This is a genomic window from Fontibacillus forbon (assembly GCF_046559655.1).
Classification (GTDB): domain Bacteria; phylum Bacillota; class Bacilli; order Paenibacillales; family Paenibacillaceae; genus Fontibacillus.
Map to the genome: position 1 here is coordinate 954,618 of NZ_JBKGFV010000001.1, position 19,811 is coordinate 974,428.

Below are 19,811 nucleotides of genomic sequence, written 5' to 3' on the forward strand. Positions count from 1 at the left end.
TTTTTCTGACCATTGTTGAATGACATCGAGCTTCCCGTGGCAAAATGTACCTAAAAACAGGTGAACTTTCATGTGGAAATTGAAATGGTTTCGAATTCTTTCCTTGATTCTCCTCTGGACCCTGGTTGCCGGTTGCCAGCATGCCAAACCGAAGGAAGAGGACTTGTTACGGGTTAAATCCGTAAACAGGGAACATAACAAGAAAGTGATTTTACTGGTGGCCGACTCATTAATGTCTCAAACCATCGATTATGGAATGCGGCAAAATGAACTTCCAACCCTAAGGTATCTGATTGAGCACGGACAATATTACAAAGATTTAGTCAGTGCATTTCCGACAATGTCCGTTTCGATCGATAGCACGCTGTTAACCGGACAATACCCTGACGGTCATCGCATTCCGGGTTTGACCTGGTATAACCAGGCCGAGCGGAAAACCGTCAATTACGGTACAGGACCGCTCGAAGTGCTGCAGCAAGGGATTGATCCCGTGTTGGCCGATGCGGTTATTCATTTGAACAGCACCCATTTAAACCCCAAACTGTCTACGATTTATGAGGACTTGGCCAAGAACGGGCTGAAGTCCGGTTCAATCAACGGCTTGATTTACCGGGGCTCAGCGGATCATACGCTATCCGTTCCCGGATGGATTCACGGCCCTTCGTCTTTGCCTAAGCAAATTCACGTAAAAGGACCGGATTTGTTGGCCTTGGGTATGCTGTCCAATCCGTTTGAAGAGTTCATTGATATGCCGACCGGACTGGGGAACAAAATGGGGATCAACAATGATTATTCCATGAAGGCTTTAAAATATTTGATTAGGAACGAAAAGCTGCCGGATTTTCTATATGTCTATTTGCCGGATCTGGATCAGGAACTTCATAAGAACGGTCCTTCGGCATTGAAGGGCGTAAAGGAGCTGGACGGCCAGCTTTATTCTTTGCTGCAATCTTTCGGCTCGCCGGAACAAGCTTTACAAGAAGTCGTTTTGGTTATTATGGGCGACAGCGGCATGACGCAAATCCTCCCCGCGAATCAAAACCCGGAAATCGATCTGCCTTCCATATTGGGAGATGAGCGGGTACTAAGCCCTGGCGAAGCCGACAGTAAAGATAAAAAGTTCACGCTCGCCGTAAATGAAACGATGGCTTATGTATATGCGATCGATGAGAAGACTTCGTTGAAAGAGGCGGTAACGCTATTGCATCAAGATTCCCGGATCGATTTTATCGCCTGGCAAGATAAAGAGTGGGTTTATGCCATTCAAGGTTCGGCCTCCAAGCAGCTAAAGTTTAAAGCGGGCGGTACATTGACTGACCCATATAAACAAACGTGGACATTGGAAGGGGATTTAAAAGTATTGGATGTGAGGGTGAACGACTCCGACCATACCTTGAGTTACGGGGGGTATCCCGATGTGCTTAAGAGATTGTCAAGCGCAATGAATTCCCACGGAGGCCGTTTTTTGGTGGTTACCGCAAAACCAGGGTACGAATTGTCGGACAAAAGTTCACCTACGCATAAGGGCGGGGGAGGACACGGTTCCATTCGCAGTACCGAATCGCTCGTGCCTTTAATTATCTGCGGAAGCGATCAAAAGCCTCAATTTTTAAGGATTGTGGACCTAAAAACTTACTTTCTTGATTTGCTTACGACAAAAAATCAGTATAATGAGTAAGGTAAGTTACGTAAAGTGCCGGAGAAGGGGTGTGACCAAGATGGACCCAGCTAAGACACAAGATATGAGTCATTGGAAAAAAAATATTATTTTGTTTTTAAGCAGCCAGACTATTTCGCTATTCGGTTCGGCCTTGGTTCAGTATGCGATCATGTGGTATGTGACGCTAACTACCGAGTCCGGGGTCATGATGACCTTGTTTATCATTTGCGGCTTTATCCCCACCTTTATTTTGTCTCCGTTCGCGGGGGTGTGGGCGGACCGGTACAACCGGAAAAAGCTCATTATGTTATCCGACGCGCTGATTGCAACGGCCACGCTGATTCTCGCTATTGTATTCTTATCGGGATATAAAGCAACCTGGCTTCTCTTTGTCATGGCGGCCGTCCGTGCCGTCGGTACGGGAATTCAGACACCTGCGGTAGGTTCGATTTTGCCTCAATTCGTTCCGAGCGAGAAGCTGACCCGGGTCAACGGGGTCAATGGCACGCTGCAAGCGGTTATGATGTTCGTGGCTCCGATGGTTAGCGCGGCGTTACTTACGCTGTCATCCATCGAAATCATTTTCTTTATTGATGTAATCACCGCGGCGCTGGCGATCCTGACGCTGCTCCTGTTCTTTAAAATTCCGGTGCATGAGAAAGCAGCCGAAAAGCAATCGACGAGCTATTTCTCCGACTTTAAAGAGGGATTAATTTACATCAAAGATCATGATTTCTTGAAGACCTTTTTTCTGTTCTTCGCCGTCTTCTTCGTGTTGATGGCACCGGCCGCCTTTTTGACGCCATTGCAGGTTACGCGCACCTTCGGGGATGATGTCTGGCGTTTGACCGCGATTGAAATTGCTTTTTCGATCGGCATGATGGCAGGGGGCGGGATTATTGCTTCTTGGGGCGGCTTCACCAATAAAGTTCACACCATGACTTTAGCAAGTTTGTTCATGGGTGCTTGTACCTTGGCGCTCGGCATCGTTCCGCTCTTTTGGGCCTACCTCGTTTTCATGGCGATTTTCGGATTGGCGATGCCTATATTTAACACCCCTACCATGGTTTTAATTCAAGAAAAAGTGGAAGAAAGCTATCTTGGAAGAATTTTCGGGGTATTTGGCATGATATCGACTTCGATGATGCCGATAGGGATGCTTATATTCGGTCCTATCGCGGATATCATTCAAATTGAATGGCTATTGATCGGGACGGGGCTGTTCATCGGAGTACTGGCTATTTTCTTGGGTCGGAACAAGTTATTGCTGGAAGCGGGGAAGCCTGCGATAAACGAGCCGGCATAGAGATGTTATTCTTGGCTGGCTCTTTCTCTTGGCTTACTGCCGCCTGCTTTAGCAGGTTGTGGGCAAGGCAAAGCTACCCGACCTCCAAGCTAACTTTGGGTAAGCCACAAAGCAGGAAGCGTCGGAAGCCTCGATTATTTTTATACGCTTTCCGGTTCGTGCATTCGACGAACCGACAGGTGTATCCTTCCTCGCTGGCCAGCTTTTTGCGGATCTGCTTCTTATAATGAAAGTAGGTTAGGCTCACTTGGATTTCTCGATTTTCGGCGGCTTTGGTGCAGGAAAACTTGAACGGACAGTCCATACAATTCACGTTGCCATAGTGCCGCGATTGTCGAGAGACCCTGTCCTTTTATAAGGCACAGGGTTTCTAAAGTGGCCCATCTTCTTCATGTCGGTCTCAATAACGACCTTTTGGGTCCTTATTTCCTCGAGTGAGGCAGGCAATAGAGAAATAGTGTCCTTTTGGGTCATTATTTTAATGCAAACCTGCCAAAGCAGCTTCAATGATCATTTCCTACGGAAATAAGAACTCAAAAATCCGTTATTTCATGCTACGTGACCCAAATGCGCAAAATAGCGCCCAAAAAGGACGTTATTCCAGCAGCGGAGATCAATGTGAAGGTGAGCCCCGGTCTTGCTCTCTGGTGCTCATTACGCCAACTTCGGCCCTTTCTGTAACTGGAGGGTGTCCCAAAAGTACTTTTGGGACACCCTCCTTCGTTTTAAGTTAGGCTTGATCCGACGCATATTCTCTTTCCACTTTGCAGATTCGGACTTTATAGTGTTGGTACCAGTCTTGCTTGCCCTTTTCTTGAGCAATCAGATGAGCTTCGTTTTTCTTCCAGTTTTGTATCGCTTCAAGGCTTTTCCAATAAGAGACGGTAATCCCCGCTCCCGAACAATCTCTGACGCTGTCCACGCTGATAAAACCGGGCTGCCGGGAGGCCAGTTGTTCCATTTTGTCGGCCATGGCGCCGTACCCGTTATCTCCTTCAGTCCTTTGACTTGAAAATATGACGGCATACATTGTTCCGTTTGTTCCGCTAGTGCTGTGTGCTCTTTGCTCCATTGTAGTGTCTCCTTTTCGGGTCATCATCGAACCGCTAGATAATAATAAATATATTAAAAGAATTAAAGGTTTATCAACTATTCATTTTCTGGCCCTTGAAACTGAAACCACTTAAAATCGAACTGGCTGCCCGGCAGAAACACAAAGGTCACGGTTTGGAGACCGGTGATACGTTCCAGCGGAAATTCCCGGACAATGTAATCTTCGGAATAGGTAAACTCCACCCTCTCCCGAGTTTCTCCATTTGGACCGCTGAACATGATATGAAGCGTGTTTTTGTCGATCGGGGAATGTCCGCAGATGACGAGTTTTCCGGTGCCGGTTTCGCCGAAGTCCATTTCTTCGAACACAAGGGAAACGTTATTGCCGATATTTTGAATCGCCTCATCACCTAACGTAAAGGAATCCCCATAGATTTTGCTGTTCTCAAGGGCGGTAAGGCGCTGATACGCTTTCATCGGTTTTTGGAACCGGAAGCCTTTCAAATGGATTTTCCGCCTCAAAACAAAGCACAGTGAGGTGATGCCTTTCAAACGTTTCGGTAACTTGTAGGTTGCTTCCTGATACGTATTCCATATGGACGGTTTTTGATAAGTAACACTGGTAACCAAAGCAGCCTTTTCTTCGCCCGGATATCCTTCCCATATTTCGATCGGAAACTCCTCATCGTCCAGAGAGAAGACCGGCAGCGTGATTTCATCGGAACCATAACTTCCGAAATCGATGTTGTCAAAGCCGATAACGCTTTCTCCGTCTCGACCCGAAGCAACGCCTCGTTCATTGCCGTTTGTTAAATTCCTGCTGCGCGACTCGTTATGATACCCCGCGGATACGAACTCGTACGGATTCAAGTAAGCTTGCCCCATACCGTCAATATGAAATTCCATGAGGGAATAAAGCTTGATTTTATCAGATCCGTTCGTCGTCGAACAGCGGACATAGACATCCCCGTCGCCTAAAGCCGTAATTACGGCTTCGTGTCCGTTCGCCACAAGGGTCGCTATATTCGCGTCGATCCCGGCCGTATTCGTAATCCGCCATTGAACATCCTGATAGGTCGCGTTTTCCGGATGAATTTTTACCTTTACAGGAAGCGAACGGCTTTGTATAGAAAGCCAGTTGCCTTGCGGACAAATCAGTTCAAGTTTACGAACAGGTATTTCCGGATTAATCTCTTCGCTGTTATCCGAAAGATTTGAAGGAGCATAAGCATAGAGCGCATATTCATCGTGTTCCTTGTTCAGAGCCGGCTCGGGAGCCATGGAATTCAGGTTGAACTCGCAGGAATTGATTTTATTGGACTCGGCCCGTACAGTAATGCTGCCGGGCTCCAAAGTCGAGGCAACGACTGCCAACAATTTGCCGCTGAACATTCTGCGATGGGTTCCTTTGTACGAATCAAAGTCGGTGCTGTCCCCGTTATCCAGACCTACGAGTCTGCCGGGTCCTTCCACGGTGATGTGCACCCGGTTATTGGCGTTTTCTACCGGATGTCCCGCCTGATCGACAGCCGAGATTTCAACAAAAATCAAGTCGGATCCGTCAGCGGCTAATAGCGTTTTGTCGGGCACCATGACGAGAGAATCGGCATTTCCAAAGGAGGACTTGACGTCGCTTGCTATGATATTGCCCTTCTCATCATAGGCAACCGCGCGTAGGACGCCTTTGCGATAAGGGATCTGCCACTCGCCTAATAGCTTTAATCCGTGATTATGATCGATATCGAACGTGCCCATAGATCTATCATTTAAAAATAATTCAATCTTCGGTGCATTGGAACAGACCCGTACATCGATGAGCTGGCCATCGGAAAAGTCCCAGTACGGAAAAATGTGAACCATCGGTTTTACTTTGTAATGAGTCCATTCCGCTTGATAAATGTAAAAGGAATCCTTTTTGAAGCCAGCCGTGTCGATTTGTCCGAAATAGGAGTTTTTGGTGAAATACGGCGTCGGTTCCCCAATGTAATCAAAGCCGGTCCACAGAAACTGTCCGAGGGAGAAGGGGGTATCCCGGTCGGCGATTATGCAAGCTTCCGTGCTTCTTGCACCCCAACTGGTGGAGCTGTTGCCCAGTGAGGAACATTGCTCATCATCATCGGATAATACGGATTGTGCCAGAGGAAAGTGATAAATCCCTCTGCTTTGGACCGTGGAGGACGTTTCGCTTCCGTATATGATCCAGTCGGGATGCTCTTGATGGTGCCGATCATAGTATTTCTCCCCATAATTATACCCGGCGAACTTCACCAGATCGGCGCATTTTCGGGCGTTTTCCCAAGGCATGTAGTTAGATCCGATCGTAACGACAGCGTTGGACTTGGGATCATGCCGAAGTACTTCGTCCCGGAGCTCGGCCGTAATTTCTTGACCGCGTTCATCGGCGTGTGTGTCATAAATTTCATTTCCGAGACTCCACATGATCATGCTGGGGTGATTTCTATCCCGGCGAATCCAACTGGCCACATCTTTTCTCCACCACTGCGGGAAAAACCGGGCATAATCGTACGGGGTTTTCTTGCGTTCCCACATATCGAACGCTTCCGATACGATGAGGACGCCCATCTCATCCGCGAGCTCCATCAGTTCGACCGCAGGCATATTGTGGGCGGTACGAATGGCGTTTACGCCCATTTCCTGCAAGAGGACCATTTGTCTTCTTAAGGCCGCTTTATTCACCGCAGCGCCCAAACAACCCAAATCGTGGTGCTGGCACACCCCTTGAAGTTTTACATACCGGCCGTTAAGGAAGAAGCCCTTCGCGCTGTGAAATTCCAGTGTACGGAACCCGAAGTTTTGGATTTCCTCTTCAATGACCAAGCCGTCCGCGATCAACTCCGTTTTCATGGAATAGCAATAGGGCTGGTCAATATCCCAAACAACCGGATCAGAGACCGATAGAATGGTAGTAATGCATGCAGTACTCTCCGTTTCAAAAGAAACTTCGGCTTCTATCTGAGTTATGAGTTCTCCGGCAGCGTCCAGAATTCGATGACGAAGATTAAGCGGGGCAGCCGCTTCCGATCCGAAACGAATTTCCGTATCTATCTCCACGTTCCAATGCTTTCCGGCTTTAGTGGCTGAAATGTAAATCCCGTCCGGAACAATGTGAGTATCGGAATAGGTTTTCAGCCAGACATTCCTATAAATGCCCGCTCCGGAATACCAGCGCGAATTCGGAGATTCGTGAATGACCCGGACATAAATTTCATTAATTCCAGCGGTTATGTACGGCGTGATATCGATCTCGAAAGTGGAATATCCGTATTTCCAGTTTCCCGCAAGTTGACCGTTGACGTAGATCGAGGAATTCATGTAAACGCCTTCAAAACGAAGGGACAAACGGTTGCCGGGAACTGTTTCGTCAAAATGGAGATTTTTCCGGTACCAACCTTCTCCGGTTTCATATAAATTGTTCGAATCATTAATCAACCAGTCGTGGGGAAGGGTTACCGGCATCCAATCTATTCTTTCGGTCCTTACAGTGTGCAGATCGCTATCTATAGGCTGTTTGGCAAATAACCAGTCACGGTTAAGCAGTTTCTTCTGGCTCATGAACAAGGACTCCTCTTTTTTTCTCAATATTATAGTTCACTTGTTTATGAATTTCATGGTCTAGTTGAAAGTTTGAATATAGGTTTCTTTAGGAGTTCCTCAAGCAAAATAGTAAGTGTTTTATGAATATATTAAAGCATCATTCAAAAAACAAAAGGATTTTTAAGTCTTGTTCCGATAAGCGGGGAAGAAAAAAGAAATAAAGAAATAAGAGTCCGAAGAATGCCAATTGCGAAAGTTTCAAATTTTAATATTATGGGGTAAGATATAGATATCACCAAAGGAACCGGAACTCATCGGTAGCCATTGGTGATTCGCTCAAACCTTAAATAAATTGTTTGATTTAAGAGAGGAGAGAGCCCCGATGATCTAGGTAAGCGAAGCATACCGGAAGCGGCTGCAAATTAAAGGAAGGCGGATGTGACAACGTCTTTTTCGCAGACCGTGGGTGTGTGGGAACCCCAAGATAACCATGAACAAGGAAGTGCCATTCAACGCAAGGAACAAGCTTGCCAAGAAGGAGGCGATTCCAATGCAAAAGGTTAGCGAAGCGTACAAATACGATGGTTCACAAGAAGGGTAGCGTCCGTGAAAACGCGGCTCGTGAAGATCGTGTACGCGGGAATTCACCCCTGTATGCAGGACATGGATCATTACTCCAAGGTGGAGTATAAAGGGAAAGATGAAAATGACGAACAATAGCCATGTCTTGGATATGGATTGTTGATGGAGGAATAGATTGAATTGAATAGCAATATCTATATCAATATGTAAATCCCTGGTAGCGAAGGCTAGCAGGGATTTACGCGTTATAATTGCAATTATTTCTTTAAAGCTTGAAGCATGTCATTGATATGATAGTACATCAGTTGTCTAGCCTGCTCCGGTTGTCGCTCTTCGATCGCGATGGCGATCAGAATATGGTAATTGGATGCTTTGGTCCGCATATGGGGCAAGGTGTTGGTTTGTTTGCGTCCTTCAGCCAGCAAGGGATAAATCGATTCCATCATCCGCAGCAGAACGGGATGCTGAGCCGACTCGGCAATTAACCGGTGAAAAGAGAGATCCGTATCCAGGAACGGGCCGCCATCCTCCATCTGGAGAATCATGGCATCCGCCATTTCCCGAAGCTGTTTGGACTCGGTATGCGTGGCCCGTTCGGCACTCAACGCGGCCAGTTCCGGCTCGATCAATAATCTTGCCTCCAGCAGTTTGACGAGAGAAATATCCCCGAGTTCTTTCAGATTTGCCGTAGGGTCCTCTAACAATAATGGATCATTTCTGACATACATGCCCCGGCCATGTTCTATGCTCACATTTCCCTGACTTTCGAGTGCCCGCAAGGCTTCTCTGACGGTAGTGACACTGACCTCCAATTCCTTGGAGATCTGTTGGAGAGTGGGGATCCTCGAACCGGCCGGCCACTCTCCGTCTACGATTTTCTTCTTTAGCAAATCTATCGTCGTTGTAAACGTACTTTTTTTCATCATCGGCGTCCCCTGTAAGTTCATATCTAATCCTCATTCTAACATAGGCGTACCTAACCCTGCTATTAAAAAGGTGTATTGACAACCACATTTAAAGATACTATGATACCAACATAAACATACTATCTATTTTGTGTTTATAGGTCAATTCTTATACGTTAATGCTTAAAATCACGTTAATGATCAGTTCTTATCTAGATAAATAGTACATAAGCTAAAATAGATATGATCTATTATATGTGACAGTTGAGCTACCATCAGTTGCTGAGACCAAGGGAGGAACTTTCGGATGGAGGTTGTAACTTTTGGCGAATCGATGGTCCTGTTTAGCGGAGACCAGGAATTGCCGTTGGAGTATGTTCACCAGTTTCATAAACAGATGGCTGGAGCCGAATCGAATGTGGCGATCGGGCTTGCAAGATTAGGTCATTCGGCAGGCTGGTTCAGCAAGCTGGGACAAGATGCCTTTGGACGATACATCTTGCAGAGCATTCGGGGCCAAGGCGTGGACACTTCCCGTTGTACATATACCGACGCTGCCCCGACGGCCGTGTTCTTCAAAGAGCGCAGGCCCGGCGGAAAGACACAGGTTTACTATTATCGCCATAAATCCGCGGCCAGTTTGATGACTAAAGAGGATTTGGATGAATCCTATCTTGCCCAGGCAAAGATTTTGCATGTTACCGGAATCACTCCTGCTCTGAGCGAAAGCTGTTTCGAGCTGACGCTGCATGCGATGGATGTTGCCAAGCGCAATCAGGTGAGCATTGTGTTCGATCCCAATATCAGGTGGAAACTCTGGGACCCCGATAAGGCGAAGTCCAGACTGTTGGAACTGGCGGCCAGAGCAGATTACATCCTTCCCGGATTGGATGAGGGAGAGTTCTTGACAGGCCGGCCGAGACCGAAGGATATATCCGAATATTTTCTTAAGCTTGGCTCTATAGCGGTTATCGTCAAACTGGGCAAGGATGGAGCCTATTATCAATCTTTGACGGAGAGAGGACATGTGCCGTCCATTTCCGTTCAGGAGATCGATCCCGTTGGAGCGGGCGACGGCTTCGCCGCCGGATTTATTAGCGGGCTGCTGCGTCAGGACACATTGGCGAACGCCGTTACAAGAGCGAATGCCGTCGGAGCCATCGTAGTAGGGGTTCAAGGCGATACCGAAGGTCTTCCCAACGAAGAAGAGCTTCAAGAGATGCTGTCTGGACAAACCGGCTATCAAAATGTTCAACGCTAAGGGGTGACGAAATGAATAAACAAGAGAAGTTGAAGCTGCTTAAGGAATCCGGCGTGGTTGCCGTTGTTCGCAGACCTCCTTTTGGAAAGGCCGTCCGCTTAACGGACGCGCTTGTTGCAGGCGGGGTGAAGGCGCTGGAGATAACGGTGGATAGCGACAGGGCTTTTGAGCTTATTGCCTCGTTAAACGAAAGATATGGGGAAGAGGTATTAGTTGGCGCGGGCACCGTTCTGGATGCCGAAACCGCCGAGAAGGCGATTGAAGCCGGTGCGCAATTTATTTTTTCGCCGGTTTTGGATGAAGAAACGATAAAAACCACGATCCGCCATGAGGTGATCTCCATTCCGGGCGTGATGACGCCGACGGAGATCGTGAAGGGGTACCGGTTGGGTGCGGACCTGCTCAAGATTTTTCCGGGTTCTTCGCTGGGGGTGAATTACATCAAGGAACTTTCTGCGCCGCTTGGACAAATTCCGATGATGCCGACTGGCGGCGTCACGCTGGATAATGTGGCCGAGTTTATCCGGGCAGGCGCCGTTGCGGTCGGATTGGGCAGTTCGCTGCTCGACAAGAAAGCCATGGAAGAAGAACGGTATGACGATATCACCAAACGTGCAGAGCAGTTTATTCTAGCGATTCATCAAGCAAGAGAATAGGGAGAGATCAACCTTGAAAATTACAAAGTATAGCACTTATATCGTTCCGCCGCGTTGGCTGTTTTTGAAAATCGAAACCGATGAAGGCATTGTGGGCTGGGGAGAGCCCGTAATCGAAGGCAAGGCTCACACCGTACAGGCAGCGGTCGGCGAATTAATGGATTTCTTGATCGGCAAAGATCCGCTGCGCATTGAAGATCATTGGCAGGTCATGTACCGAAGCGGATTTTACCGCGGGGGACCGATCCTGATGAGCGCGATTGCCGGGATTGATCAGGCGTTATGGGATATCAAAGGGAAGGCGTTTAACGCGCCGGTCCATCAATTGCTGGGGGGAGCCTGCCGGGATTCCATGCGCGTATACTCTTGGATCGGCGGGGATCGTCCGACCAATGTGGGCCTGGCAGCCTTGGAAAAACAGAAGGCAGGTTTTACGGCGATCAAAATGAATGCCACGGAAGAACTGCAGTATATTGACAGCTATTCTAAAGTGGATCAGGTCGTGGAACGCGTAGCCGCCATTCGGACGGCGACGGGGCCGGATTTCGGGATCGGCGTCGATTTTCACGGACGCGTACATAAGCCCATGGCCAAAGTATTGGCGAAAGCGCTCGAACCTTACCGGCTTATGTTCATTGAGGAGCCTGTCCTTCCGGAAAACAACGAGGCGCTGCGCGAAATCGCCAATCACACCAGCACCCCGATCGCTACCGGGGAGAGAATGTTCTCCCGTTGGGATTTTAAATCATTATTGCAAGACGGATATGTCGATATCATTCAACCGGATTTATCGCATGCGGGCGGGATTACGGAGTGCAAGAAAATCTTCGCCATGGCGGAAGCCTACGACGTTGCCGTCGCACCGCACTGTCCGTTAGGCCCGATTGCACTAGCAGCCTGCTTGCAGGTGGACGCGACGGCCCACAATGCGGTCATTCAGGAACAGAGCTTGGGGATTCATTACAATGCGGGAAACGACTTGTTGGATTATATCGTTGATCCCGGCGTGTTCTCCTATGACGACGGGTTCGTGAAAATTCCTCAAGGACCCGGACTGGGCATTACCGTAAATGAAGAGTATGTGATTAAAATGGCACTGGAAGCGCCCCACCGCTGGAGAAATCCGGTTTGGAGACATCAGGATGGATCGGTAGCGGAATGGTAAAAAGCATTTTGCGGAATCAAACAAAATGACTCCGTAATCGAACAAGAGTCGGTTTGAGAGCCCTTTCATTTCATATACAATAAAACCATTCAAAGTACTTTCTCGGAGGGGAGAACCAAGATGATCCAGATTCCAAAATACTGGGAAGATCTAAGCGTGTTAGAGAAAAACCGTGAAGCTCCCAGGGCTTACTATATTCCTTATGCAGATGCGGAATCTTCCCGCAAGCAAAAGCGGGGGAGTTCCCCGTATTATCGGACGCTGAACGGGAACTGGAAGTTCAAATACAAGGAGTCCGTCCGGCAAGTAGATGATGCCTTTTATCGTATCGATGCCGATGTCAGCGACTGGGACGACCTGATTGTTCCTTCCTGTTGGCAAGTCAAGGGGTACGACCAGCTTCATTATACGAACGTCAATTATCCGTTTCCTTGCGATCCGCCGTATGTGCCGAACGACAATCCCGCAGGGTTGTACGTCCGTGAGTTCAATATTTCCGGCGCTTGGGAAGACAAAAGCAAATATATCGTTTTTGAAGGCGTAAACTCCTGCTTTTACTTATGGGTGAACGGCATCTGGGTCGGATACAGCCAAGGCAGCCGCATGCCGGCCGAATTCGATATTTCCCCGTACGTTCATTCGGGTAGCAATAAGATTGCGGTTATGGTGTTGAAATGGTGCGACGGCTCCTATATCGAAGATCAGGATCTGTGGAGATTTTCGGGCATATTCCGGGATGTGTATTTGCTGGCCCGCAGTCCCGAGCATATCGTCGATGTTTTCAATCGTGTGGAGCTGGATCAGGACTTCGGGAACGGAACGGTTACTTGCGAGCTTACAGCCGCCGGCCAAGCGGATGCCAAGCTCGAGCTTACCGATGCAGACGGAGTGCTGCTGCAAAGTGAAACTGTTACCGTTGTTGGAGAAGGAAACGTAACCTTTCAAATTGACCGTCCAAACCTGTGGAGTGCCGAAACCCCGTATTTATACCATCTTTATATTACAGCGGCTGATGAGGTTCTGCACTTTGCGGTCGGGTTCAGGAAGGTTGAAATCGTTGACGGGGTCTTCATGATTAATGGAACGGCCGTCAAGCTAAAAGGGGTCAACCGGCATGATTCCCACCCCGTACTTGGACAGACGGTTCCGATCAATCATATGATCAAGGACCTGAAGCTGATGAAGCTGCATAATATCAATACGATCCGGGCGTCCCACTACCCGAATGATCCGCGTTTTCTGCAGCTGTGCAACGAGTTCGGATTTTACGTCATCGATGAGGCGGACCTCGAATGCCACGGGGTGTTTCATGCGATCGGAAATTTCAATATGCTGACCCGGCTTCCGGAATGGGAGCATGTCTTTGTCGAGCGTGTCGTGCGCATGGTGGAGCGGGATAAAAACCAACCTTCCGTTATTATCTGGTCGATGGGGAACGAATCCGGCTACGACGTCAATCATATGGCGATGGCAAGATGGACGAAGTCCAGGGATGCTTCCAGACCGGTTCATTACGAGGGATCCGATCCCCGGCACTTTGGAAGCCCTGATACGGAAGTGTTGGACATGGAAAGCCGGATGTACTCCTCACCAGCCTATATTGAAGCTTATGCGAAGGATGAGAACAGCACCAAACCGATGTTTATGTGTGAATACAGCCACGCGATGGGCAACGGACCAGGCGATTTAAAGGATTACTGGGACGTCATTTACAAGTATCCGAAGCTGATGGGCGGCTGCGTCTGGGAATGGAGCGATCATGGCATCCTGACCAAGAACGCTCAAGGAACGCCGTATTACGCTTATGGGGGAGACTTCGGAGATCAGCCGAATGACGGAAATTTCTGTATCGACGGGCTTGTTTCTCCCGACCGGGTTCCACATCCGGGATTGTTGGAACTCAAGAAAGTGATCGCTCCGGTCCGGGTGGAAGCTGACAATTTAGCCGCCGGGTCTGTCCGGATTACCAATCTGTATGACTTCGTAGATCTCGGTCATCTTACGCTTTACTGGACGATTGAAAAAGAAGGGGCGCTGTACAGTCAAGGCCAAACCCCGGTAAGCGGGATTGCGCCGCACACCTCACAGCTTGTAACGCTGGACTATGTTTTGCCGGAGTATTCGGAGCATGCTTGTTATCTTACCGTTTCTTTCCGATTACGGGAAAAAACACACTGGTCCGAAGCCGGACATGAAGTGATTTCCGAACAATTCAGGCTTCCGGTTGAAATCCGGGAGTGCTCCGGAACCGGACCTGATATTGCCGGTCAACCGCTCCGGATTACGGAAGAAGATGACTTGCTAACGATTGAAGGGTTCGATTTCCGCCATGTGTTCGATCTGTACCGGGGAAGTTTTACTTCCATAACGAAACATGGGGTTGAAATGGTCGACAAACCTCTGGGCTTCAATATTTGGAGGGCTCCGACGGACAATGACCGCAAAGTGAAACGGCAGTGGATGGAAGAGGGGTATGACCGCGCGCTTCCTCATATCTATGAAGCGACAGTGACCGAGCGGGATGAGAACTCCGTACAAATCCGCGTTTCTTATTCTCTTGGAGGGTACATCAAACCGCCATTGCTCCACGGCACAGCCTACTGGCGGGTAACCGGCAACGGGGAAATCAGGTTGAAGATGGAGGTTAACGAGCGCGAAGATCTGTTGTTCCTGCCCCGGTTCGGCCTGCAGGTCACGATGCCGGCGGGTACGGAGGAAGTAGAGTATTTCGGAAACGGCCCTCATGAGAGCTATATTGATAAAAGCCAAAGCACGCTCAAGAGCAAATTCCTGACTACGGTGGACGGGCTGTTTACGCATTATATCATGCCGCAAGAGAACGGCTCGCACGATAATACCGATTGGGTAATCGCGACGAATGAGCAGGGCATGGGGTTGAGATTCACGAGTAATCGGCCATTCTCGTTCAATGCGAGTCACTATACGCCGGAGGATTTGACCCTGGCACAGCATGATTACGAGCTTGTCCGTCGGGCTGAAACGATACTCCATCTGGATTACAAGATGAGCGGCGTAGGTTCCAACTCTTGCGGACCGGAATTGCTGGAGGCTTATCGGCTGGATGAGAAGAGGTTCACCTTCGAGCTGAACATCCTGCCTCTGTTTAAAGAAGACTAGTATTTACCATATAATGGTGTCCCTTATCGAGAGATTTCAGGGACACCATTTATTCAAATTTCGGAGTTATTTTGATATACTGTGAAGAATTCAGCAGCTAGCTCTCTTAATCGAAGTCAAGTCAGAAGAGGTATAACATGAAGCATATTTTTGAGAGGATGGTTTCGCGCGTCAGGAAAGCCGGCACCGTTAGAACCAAGCTCATGCTGGCTTTCTTCATCGTCGCCACGCTACCGGTTGGGGCGCTCGGATATTTCTCTTTTCATCAGTCGTCCAAGGTCGTAAATTCCCAGTTTGGCAGCTACGTTATTTATGCGGTAGATCAGCTGAAATTGCATGTCGACGGCAATTTCAAGCAAATGGATGGTATGACCGGAAACATTCTTTCCTACTTAATCGCATCTTCCATCATCGTAGGGGATGAAGTCCCGACCACTTATGAGCAGTATGTAGAGGAGAGGGACTTCCAGAATTATATCTCGTCCTTGGAAAGCACGAATATTTTCAAAGTGGCGGTAATTACGCCTTCGGGCAGAGTGATCGGAAATAATCTCATTAATTCAGAAAGCCTGGCAGCATCCTCATTCTGGTCCGATATCTCGAACTATAACAACAGGCATGTATTGATTCATATTCCGGATTATTACTCGACCCCTGGAAACGAATATATGATCAGCATGGTGGTTCCGTTAAACAGGTCCTTCGGGCTGCCGGAAGGAAGCCGATTGTTGATCGATATGAAAGCGGATACAGTGCTGGGGCTGATAAAATCGTTCGAAAAGGACACCAAGTCCCATCTGCAAATCACGGATGCATCCGGTGCGGTCCTATTGCAAACGACGTCGGACTATGTGAGTCAGGATGACGATAAAGTGTGGTCGAGGGTCCTTGATACGGAGGGCTGGGTGGTGGAAGCGAGAGTTCCGTATGACACTTTTTACGAGTCTTCGTCGGTGATCCTGCGGTATTCGGCTTTAATTTCCGCGCTGGCCATCCTGCTCGGTATCATTATGGCCAGCTTTTATTCGATCCGCTTTACGATGCCTATCAAGAAATTGGCTCATTCCATGCGCCGTTTTGGTGAAGGAGACCTGTTGATCCGCACGCCAGTCAAGTCGTCGGACGAGCTTGGTTTTTTAAGCGAATCGTTTAACAAAATGACGGAGCAGCTCGTGGAACTGGTTCATGAGATCAGCAGGACCGAAAAGCTGAAGAGCGATGCCGAGTTAAAAAGTTTACATTATCAAATCAACCCTCATCTCCTGTTCAATACGCTAAATTCGATTCAATGGAAAGCCAAACTGGCCAGGCAGCCGGATATCCAAAAAATGCTGCAGCATCTCATCGTGGTGCTGGACGGGAGTTTGAATTTCAAGCAAACGCTCCTTCCTCTGCAGAAGGAACTTGAAATCTCCAAGCATTTCATCGAGATTCAACGTTACCGCTTTGAGGATACATTTACATTCCGGCTGGAGGTCCAGCCCGAGCTTGAAGATTGTCTGATTCCGCGCATGGTGCTGCAGCCTCTGCTGGAAAATATATTTTTCCATGGTTTTCAGGACGGGCAGGGCCATATTGAAATGAGGATTTTTGAGGAAAAAAATATTCTGTACATGATCCTGGAAGACGATGGCGTAGGGGTTACGCCGGAGCATATGAAGTACATCGGATCCGGGCAGAAGGTGCCGGGTAAACGGGGCGGATTGGGCCTGCGTAATGTCGACGAACGGTTTAAGCTTCATTACGGAGATGCCTACGGGCTATCGATAGAATCAATCAGAAATCAAGGAACGAAGGTGACATTGATATGGCCAAAGACTACGGAAACCAATTCCCTATCAAAGTACTAATTGTGGATGATGAACAGTTGGTGAGAAAAGGACTTCGGATGACGATCGATTGGGAACGGCATCAGATGACCGTATGCGATGATGCCTCGAACGGTAGTATCGGCTGGCAAAAATTTTTGGAGCATCGTCCCCACCTGGTGATTACGGATATCGTCATGCCGGAAATGAGCGGGATCGAGCTGGCGCAAAACATCAGGAAAGTATCTCCGGACACCTCGATCCTGTTCCTGAGCTGCCATCGGGATTTTAACTACGCCAAGCTCGGCATTCAATTAAACGTTCACGACTATATCGTCAAAACGGACATGGACGACGATCATATCCATGAATCCCTGAATCTCATCTATCAGAAGTATAAGGAAACTACGACGCAACATCGGGACGCTCCGAAAACGGAAATGAAGTCGTCGGACCGGACGAAGGAATGCTTAAATGAATGGCTGGGTAAGCAAAGTTACTCGGCCAGAGATTTTTTGCTGGAGCGACTGCGGAGTGAATGGAAATGGATGTTGTCCTCTTCGAGTCTGATTCATATTTATCACTCCTCCGGAAGGGGTAATTCTCCGGATGCGCAGATGAAACGATGGGAAGATTTGTCGCTTGCTTATCCTGGCCAACTGAAATTGCTTGAATTCGGCGGCCGTTCCGCATTCCTTGCCTGCAGTAGGGACCTTGGTGATCTTGTCTTGTCCAAGCTGGTGGAATTGAAGATCAACGAGCGTGAACTGGAGTGGCGGCAAAGCAAACCCATTACGAGTGCGGAAGGATGGCTGGATGCCCTGAGCCGGCTGCATCGCATCCGCCAGGTGGAACTGAGCACCAGATTGTTCAGTACGGCCCACAAAGAAGATATTATTCAAGCTATCGATTTCATCGACGAGCATCTGGACCAGGATATCCGGGCGGCGGATGTCGCATCGGTGATCGGCGTCAGCCGCAGTTACTTCAGCACGATTTTTAAGGAAGCCACCGGCTGCAGCATCATCTCCTTTATTTCGGAGCGCAAGCTGAGACGGGCGAAGGAACTGCTGAGCGTGACTTCGATTCGTACGGAAGAGGTTGCCGAAAAAATCGGAATTCAAGACGTAAAGTATTTTTCCAAATGGTTCAAGAAACAGGCGGAAGTTACGCCGGGGCAATACCGTCTGCAAACAAAATGACGGCTTTATCAAACAAATAGACACTGCCGCCTGGCTTGGCCGGGCATTTTTTTATTTATCGGAAAAGATGACACTATAATCGAACATCTGTCGGTATGAAAGCCTTTTCAAGAGATTTATTATAAATCATGTAACAAACGATCTAATTGACACAGGGGGTTATCATTCGTGAAAAGAAAACGGATATTGTACGTACTCATCACTTGTCTTCTAGTTTCTTTGCTGACGGCAGCCTGCTCTTCGGACAACAAACAGGCGGATTCCAAAGACCCGGCTACAGGTAACGAGAAAGTGAAATTGGTGGTTTGGATTTGGGAGACCGCGAAGGACGGGCTGGATTTGAATATGGAGGCCTTCAAGGCCAAGTATCCGAATATCGAAGTCGAGTTCCAGACGATGAAGTCCACGGATTTGTATTCCAAATACTTGATTACCTCAAGTACCGGAGATGCGGTTCCGGACATTATCACCGTGGAATCGACCAACTTGTCCCAAATCGTTCAAATCGATTCTTTGCTTGATATTACCGATCGCGTGGCTCCTTACAAGGACAAAATGAGTGCCTATAAATGGGAAGATGCCACCAAGGATGACAAAGTGTACGCGATGCCTTGGGACAGCGGCCCGGTCGTGATGTTCTACCGCAACGATTTGTTCGCTAAGGCCGGATTGCCTACCGCTCCTGCGGATGTAGCCCAAGAGATTCAAACTTGGGACGACTATTACGAGGCTGCTAAATTGATCAAGGACAAAACGGGAGCGATGATGTACGGGGATTCCAAGACGAACTCCAGCAACCGGATGTTCGAGTCGATGATGTGGCAGCGCGGACTGTGGTACTTCGACGATGAAGGCAATGTCGCCGTCGATTCCCCCGAAATCAAGGAAAGTGCCGATTTCCTGATCAAAATGCAAAATGAAGGACTCGTTTTCGATGCTCGCGCAAACACCGATCCATGGGGAAATGCGATCCGTGACGGAAAAATCGCTACCGTTGTAGGCGGTTCCTGGCACGATGCGATTATTGAAAATCAATATTCCCCGGCGGATAAAGGCAAATGGTCCGTAACTTTGATGCCGAAATGGTCCAAGGAAGATAAGTATACGGGTGCGAACCAGGGCGGAGCGAACCTCGCGATCAACAAGAACTCCAAGCATCCGGAAGAGGCATGGCAGTTCATTGAATTCATGCTGGGAAGCGAAGAGTCCCAAGTGAAAATGATGACGGAAGCCGGATTGTTCCCGGCGATGCTGTTGAGCGATAACGCGTCTCTTGAGGATCCGTCCGAATATTTCAACAAAGAGCCGATCCGCAAAGTATATGCCGAGTCGCTTGCCAACACTTATCCGCTTGCGTATACGTCGGACTTCCCGATGGCCAACAAGCTGATGACGGATGTCTGGGCAAAGGTCTTCCTGAACAATGTCAGCTCGGAGAAAGCCCTGAAAGACATGGCGGATGAGCTCCGCAGCAAAACAAAGAGAAATTAAACTCATCTTGATAGGATTGGAGGGAATGA

At 48.5% G+C, this 19,811-nt stretch carries 12 protein-coding genes and 1 pseudogene; 9 read left to right on the top strand and 4 right to left on the bottom strand.

Features of this window, described 5'->3' with window-relative positions:
- The first annotated feature begins 70 nt into the window (after positions 1 to 70).
- Positions 71 to 1,678 carry an alkaline phosphatase family protein gene (locus tag ACLB09_RS04425; RefSeq protein WP_410768540.1) on the top strand — a complete coding sequence of 536 codons (1,608 nt, stop codon included), beginning with the start codon at positions 71 to 73 and terminating at the stop codon, positions 1,676 to 1,678.
- A gap of 40 nt (positions 1,679 to 1,718) precedes the next feature.
- Positions 1,719 to 2,966, top strand: coding sequence for an MFS transporter (locus ACLB09_RS04430; protein WP_410768541.1), 1,248 nt, complete (start codon positions 1,719 to 1,721; stop codon positions 2,964 to 2,966).
- Between the two features lie 91 nt (positions 2,967 to 3,057).
- Here ACLB09_RS04430 and ACLB09_RS04435 read toward each other — a convergent pair.
- From ACLB09_RS04435 to ACLB09_RS04450, 4 genes and pseudogenes are all read right to left on the bottom strand, one after another.
- Positions 3,058 to 3,297: pseudogene (locus tag ACLB09_RS04435) on the bottom strand (transposase); the annotation flags it as partial.
- Positions 3,298 to 3,696: 399 nt separating this feature from the next.
- Positions 3,697 to 4,038: an antibiotic biosynthesis monooxygenase family protein gene (locus ACLB09_RS04440; RefSeq protein WP_410768542.1), complete on the bottom strand. Its 342-nt coding sequence runs from the start codon at positions 4,036 to 4,038 to the stop codon at positions 3,697 to 3,699.
- A gap of 77 nt (positions 4,039 to 4,115) precedes the next feature.
- Positions 4,116 to 7,592 carry a glycoside hydrolase family 2 TIM barrel-domain containing protein gene (locus ACLB09_RS04445; protein WP_410768543.1) on the bottom strand — a complete coding sequence of 1,159 codons (3,477 nt, stop codon included), beginning with the start codon at positions 7,590 to 7,592 and terminating at the stop codon, positions 4,116 to 4,118.
- Positions 7,593 to 8,413: 821 nt separating this feature from the next.
- On the bottom strand, positions 8,414 to 9,103 hold the full coding sequence (locus ACLB09_RS04450) for a FadR/GntR family transcriptional regulator (RefSeq protein ID WP_410768544.1): 690 nt from the start codon (positions 9,101 to 9,103) through the stop codon (positions 8,414 to 8,416).
- Positions 9,104 to 9,368: 265 nt separating this feature from the next.
- Here ACLB09_RS04450 and ACLB09_RS04455 point away from each other — a divergent pair, with 265 nt between their 5' ends.
- From ACLB09_RS04455 to ACLB09_RS04485, 7 genes are all read left to right on the top strand, one after another.
- Positions 9,369 to 10,322, top strand: a complete 954-nt coding sequence (locus ACLB09_RS04455; RefSeq protein WP_410768545.1) for a sugar kinase — start codon at positions 9,369 to 9,371, stop codon at positions 10,320 to 10,322.
- Positions 10,323 to 10,333: 11 nt separating this feature from the next.
- On the top strand, positions 10,334 to 10,978 hold the full coding sequence (locus tag ACLB09_RS04460; RefSeq protein ID WP_410768546.1) for a bifunctional 4-hydroxy-2-oxoglutarate aldolase/2-dehydro-3-deoxy-phosphogluconate aldolase: 645 nt from the start codon (positions 10,334 to 10,336) through the stop codon (positions 10,976 to 10,978).
- 13 nt (positions 10,979 to 10,991) lie between these two features.
- The gene (gene dgoD / locus ACLB09_RS04465) at positions 10,992 to 12,143 is read left to right on the top strand and encodes a galactonate dehydratase (RefSeq protein WP_410768547.1); all 1,152 of its coding nucleotides are present in this window, start codon (positions 10,992 to 10,994) and stop codon (positions 12,141 to 12,143) included.
- 120 nt (positions 12,144 to 12,263) lie between these two features.
- Positions 12,264 to 15,281, top strand: coding sequence for a glycoside hydrolase family 2 TIM barrel-domain containing protein (locus ACLB09_RS04470; RefSeq protein WP_410768548.1), 3,018 nt, complete (start codon positions 12,264 to 12,266; stop codon positions 15,279 to 15,281).
- 137 nt (positions 15,282 to 15,418) lie between these two features.
- The gene (locus tag ACLB09_RS04475; RefSeq protein ID WP_410768549.1) at positions 15,419 to 17,131 is read left to right on the top strand and encodes a sensor histidine kinase; all 1,713 of its coding nucleotides are present in this window, start codon (positions 15,419 to 15,421) and stop codon (positions 17,129 to 17,131) included.
- Entirely contained in the window at positions 17,089 to 18,291 is a 1,203-nt protein-coding gene (locus ACLB09_RS04480) for a response regulator transcription factor (protein ID WP_410768550.1), read from the top strand. Before ACLB09_RS04475 ends, ACLB09_RS04480 begins: the two co-directional genes overlap by 43 nt.
- Before the next feature lie 168 nt (positions 18,292 to 18,459).
- Positions 18,460 to 19,782, top strand: a complete 1,323-nt coding sequence (locus ACLB09_RS04485; protein ID WP_410768552.1) for an ABC transporter substrate-binding protein — start codon at positions 18,460 to 18,462, stop codon at positions 19,780 to 19,782.
- Positions 19,783 to 19,811: the final 29 nt, after the last annotated feature.